The sequence below is a fragment of the Boseongicola sp. genome (assembly GCF_057460485.1).
Genome location: NZ_JBVCWP010000345.1, coordinates 1 through 3697 on the forward strand (window position 1 = coordinate 1; position 3697 = coordinate 3697).

The 3697-nt window shown below is 59.2% G+C and carries 4 protein-coding genes; all 4 read right to left on the reverse strand.

Features of this window, described 5'->3' with window-relative positions:
* On the reverse strand, positions 1-190 hold a 190-nt coding region (locus tag AC221Y_RS21680; RefSeq protein WP_486708400.1), incomplete at its 3' end, for an FAD-dependent monooxygenase.
* A complete protein-coding gene (locus AC221Y_RS21685; protein ID WP_486708401.1) occupies positions 187-1632 on the reverse strand; it encodes an aldehyde dehydrogenase family protein in 1446 nt (481 codons plus the stop codon). The genes AC221Y_RS21685 and AC221Y_RS21680, both read right to left, overlap by 4 nt.
* A 62-nt stretch (positions 1633-1694) precedes the next feature.
* Positions 1695-2468, reverse strand: a complete 774-nt coding sequence (locus tag AC221Y_RS21690) for an IclR family transcriptional regulator (protein ID WP_299756898.1) — start codon at positions 2466-2468, stop codon at positions 1695-1697.
* Positions 2465-3697: TRAP transporter permease (locus AC221Y_RS21695; RefSeq protein ID WP_486708402.1), on the reverse strand; the 1233-nt coding region annotated here is incomplete at its 5' end. The genes AC221Y_RS21695 and AC221Y_RS21690, both read right to left, overlap by 4 nt.

Here is a 3697-nt window from a genome sequence, read left to right on the forward strand (position 1 = left end):
CCGCTTCGCATCCCCACGCACGGAAGTGTTCGCCCGTGCGCTGCGTCAGGTTTTGCCCCTTGGGAATGGGCTGAGGTTCGAGGTGACGTTCAATGACGCAGGTCTTCACCCCGCGCTGACCCAGTTCGATGGCAAGACCCATGCCAACCGGGCCACCGCCGTTTATCACAACATCGAATTCTTTGCTCATGTCGCGGCTCCGACGACGCCTGCTTCCATGTAGATGTGCTTGGTTTCAAGGAAGTCGTGCAGGCCTTCCGGGCCGTGCAAACGCCCTAGGCCAGACTTGCCGTACCCTCCGGTTTCGCCTTCTGCAAACAAACGCAAGTGCGAGTTGATCCAGACCGTGCCAGCGCGGATTGCACGTGACATGCGCATTGCGCGGGCGGTGTCGTTTGTGAACACGGACGCCGCCAGACCATATGACGTGGCATTGGCTTTTGCGACGGCTTCGGCTTCGTCTGCAAAGGTTTCGATCGACACGATCGGGCCGAAAAGTTCCTCCTGAACCAAAGGCGAGGAGAGGTCATTGATCCGAAACAACGTCGGCGAAAGGAAAGCTGCATCCGACAGGCGTTCGCCCTTCAGCACCATTTCTCCCTCGTCACCGGCCTGTTCTATCAGACGTTCAATTCGGGCGCGGTTCTCAAGATCAATGAGCGAGCCCATCTGGCTTTCGGGGCGATTGCCGGGGCCGACTTTGACAGCGCGGAAGGCCATTGTGATTTTTGCTTCGAATTCTGACGCGATGCTTTCGTGGACGACGAAACGGGCGGCGGCCACACAGATTTGACCCGCCATGGCCAAGGCGCCGTGGGTCAACTCCTTAACCGCGAGATCCAGATTAGCATCGGCAAAGACAACGGCTGGGGCTTTGCCGCCCAGTTCAAGCCCGACACGTTTTAGACTTGGCGCACAGGCGGCCATGATGGCTTGGCCTGTGCGGCTTGAGCCGGTGAAGCTGATGACGTCGATGTCTGGCGATGCGGTCATAGCTTTACCGACGGCGATGCCGTTTTCGTTAACTGAGTTCACTATACCTTTGGGAAGCGACGGTGCAGAGGTGATCGCCTCCATGATCCGGGCGTGGACCAGAGGCGTTTGCTGCGCGGGTTTGATGACCGTCGTGCATCCGGCCGCAAGGGCCGGTGCGAGCGATCGCATCAAAAGCGTGACGGGTGCATTCCAGGGAACGATGACGCCGGCAACGCCTGCGGGTTCGCGATTGAACAGCGAGAAATTTCCCGGCGCGGTTTCTTGCATCGTGCCACGAATATTGCGGGCCAAACCCGCATAATAACGGGTTTCCGAGATCGCGCCCAGGGTCTCCCCGATGGCTTCTGCACGGATCTTGCCGTTCTCAAGAACAACGAGGTCGGCGATCTCGTCACGTGCGGCTTCCAGGCGATCTGCGATCTCGTAAAGGACTTGCGCGCGCAAGCGGGGAGAGGCGGCCCAGGGCGAGGTAAAGAAGGCCTCGCGTGCAGCACTCGCGGCTTGATTGGTCAGGCGTTCGCTGCCGAGATGATGTTGTCCCAAGGCCTCCAGCGTGGCTGGATTAACGCTATCGCACAACGGACCGTCGCCGATCCATTCGCCTCCGATGAAGTGCTTTGCTGGGTGTTCGGTCATCTTATGTCCTTCGTCTTATGGCGCGAAATGGCGGGACTGTGCGTCCTGATGGGTATCACGGTTCACGCGCTTTGCCTGGTGCTAAAGGGCGCGAGCATGCTCGAAATCTCTTGCGACGCATGACGAACCGCCTCCCTCAACTTCTCAAGTTCCTCGTTGTCGACAAGGGTTTCGTCACACGACACGCACAGCGAGGCGATGGGGGTTGTGTCTGCGGCAAACACCGGAGAAGCCACGCCCAGAAGTCCGGGCGTAACCTCTCCTCGTGCGACAGCGACGCCTTCGCGTTTGACCTGCTTCAATTGCCCAAGGACCTCTCCTTTGTCGCTGCACACGTCTGGTATGATGAATTCATTCAGGTGTTCGTCGATCAGCGTTGATCTGTCTCGAAGCGGCAAGAATGCTACAATGGCCCGGCTGATTGCTCCGCGGCCAAGCGGCATTGGGCGTCCTCGCGGATAGCTTGAGCGGGGTTTGGCGTTTGCGCTTGCTGAAGCCACGCACAGAAGTTTCCGTCCGTACCAGCGCACGATGAAGGCCGAGCCTTGGAAGCGCGCGGCTAGCTTCGTGAGGTGCAATTGGCTGGCTTCGATCAGTGGATCCGCGCGTTGCATCAGGAAATCAAGCTCGGTCACTCGGGGGCCAAGTGTGTAGACCGCTTGCGATAAGGCAGCGAGATAGCCCGCGTCCTTCAACGTTTTCAGATAGCGATAAAGCGTGGGCCGGGTGTAGCCGAGTGCGCCCATCATTTCTTCCGGCGACCATTGGGGTTTATCGCCCGTAAACAGGTCCAGGATGGCCAGAATTCGTTCGCCTGATCCCGAGACTGAGGTCATGGGTTGGTCTTTGCTGTGGCTTGGGTGGGGCGGCGAATAACTTCGTTGGCGATGAGGAGAACGCCGAGGATTGAGCCGATCACGTCGGTCAAAAGCGCGCCTTCAAACGCGCCGGAGGGGACCAGTGCCAAAAGTCCCGCGCCTGCAAAAAACCAGCGTTTTAAAGTGGATAGGCGGTCTTTGAAAAAGCCAGCAAGGGCCGCCGACACAAGCCAGACGCCAAGGATGGCGGTCACGATGGCGAAGGCAATGTCGACAGGAGCGCCGATCAGGATCAATGTGGGGCTGAAAGCGAACAGGACCGGGATCACATAGGCCGCCCATCCAAAGCGCATCGCGGCCCATCCGGTTGCCATGGCGGGAGCCTTTGCGATGGCGGCTGCGGCGAAAGCGGCGAGCGCGATGGGGGGCGTGATCATCGACATCATGCCGAAGTAGAGAACATAGAGGTGGGCGGCAATTGGTTCGATCCCGACCTGGATCAGGGCGGGCGCGACCAGTGCAGCCAGCAATACGTAAACGCCAAGCGTCGGGAGGCCCATGCCAAGAATGATGCAAACAAGGGCGGATAACGCGAGCAGCAAAATCGCGCTGCCGCCGCCAACTTGCACGAGTGCGTAAGTTAGATTGAAGCTGAGACCCGTGATGTTCAAAACGCCGATGACCAAGCCGGATGCCGCTGAAATCAATAGGATTTCGATGACTGAATGGCCGGTTTTGGCAATGCCGGAAAAGAGCGTGCGCAATGTTGGGCGCGTGCCACGGTAACCGATCAGAAGGGCTGTGGCGCACAGAACCACTGCCGCCCAAAGCGCTGCCCGTTCGGGTTGGTAGCGTTGCCAGAACAACAGGTAGATCAGGACCGCAAACGCAAGGATGAAGTGCATGCCGACCGCAACTGTGCGGCGATCTGGTATTTGCGAAGGGTCAACGCGTTTGATGCCAAGCTTGGCCGCTTCAAGGTCGGCTTGGATGAACAGCGCAACGTAGTACAGGAGCGCCGGGACAAGGGCGGCCATGACGATCTGGGAATAAGGAATGGCGAGGAATTCGGCCATAAGAAAGGCCGATGCGCCCATCACAGGCGGCATAAGTTGGCCGCCCGTTGAGGCGACGGCTTCGATCGCAGCTGCTTTGTGGGCGGGATAGCCGTCGCGTTTGATCATCGGGATAGTGACGACCCCGGTGCCCGCCACATTGGCGACGGCCGAGCCTGAGATCGAGCCGAA

What these genes read in the sequence shown, in the direction of transcription:
- AC221Y_RS21690 (WP_299756898.1), bottom strand. Translation starts at nt 2,468, where the DNA reads ATGACCTCAGTCTCGGGATCAGGCGAACGAATTCTGGCCATCCTGGAC.
- AC221Y_RS21685 (WP_486708401.1), bottom strand. Translation starts at nt 1,632, where the DNA reads ATGACCGAACACCCAGCAAAGCACTTCATCGGAGGCGAATGGATCGGC.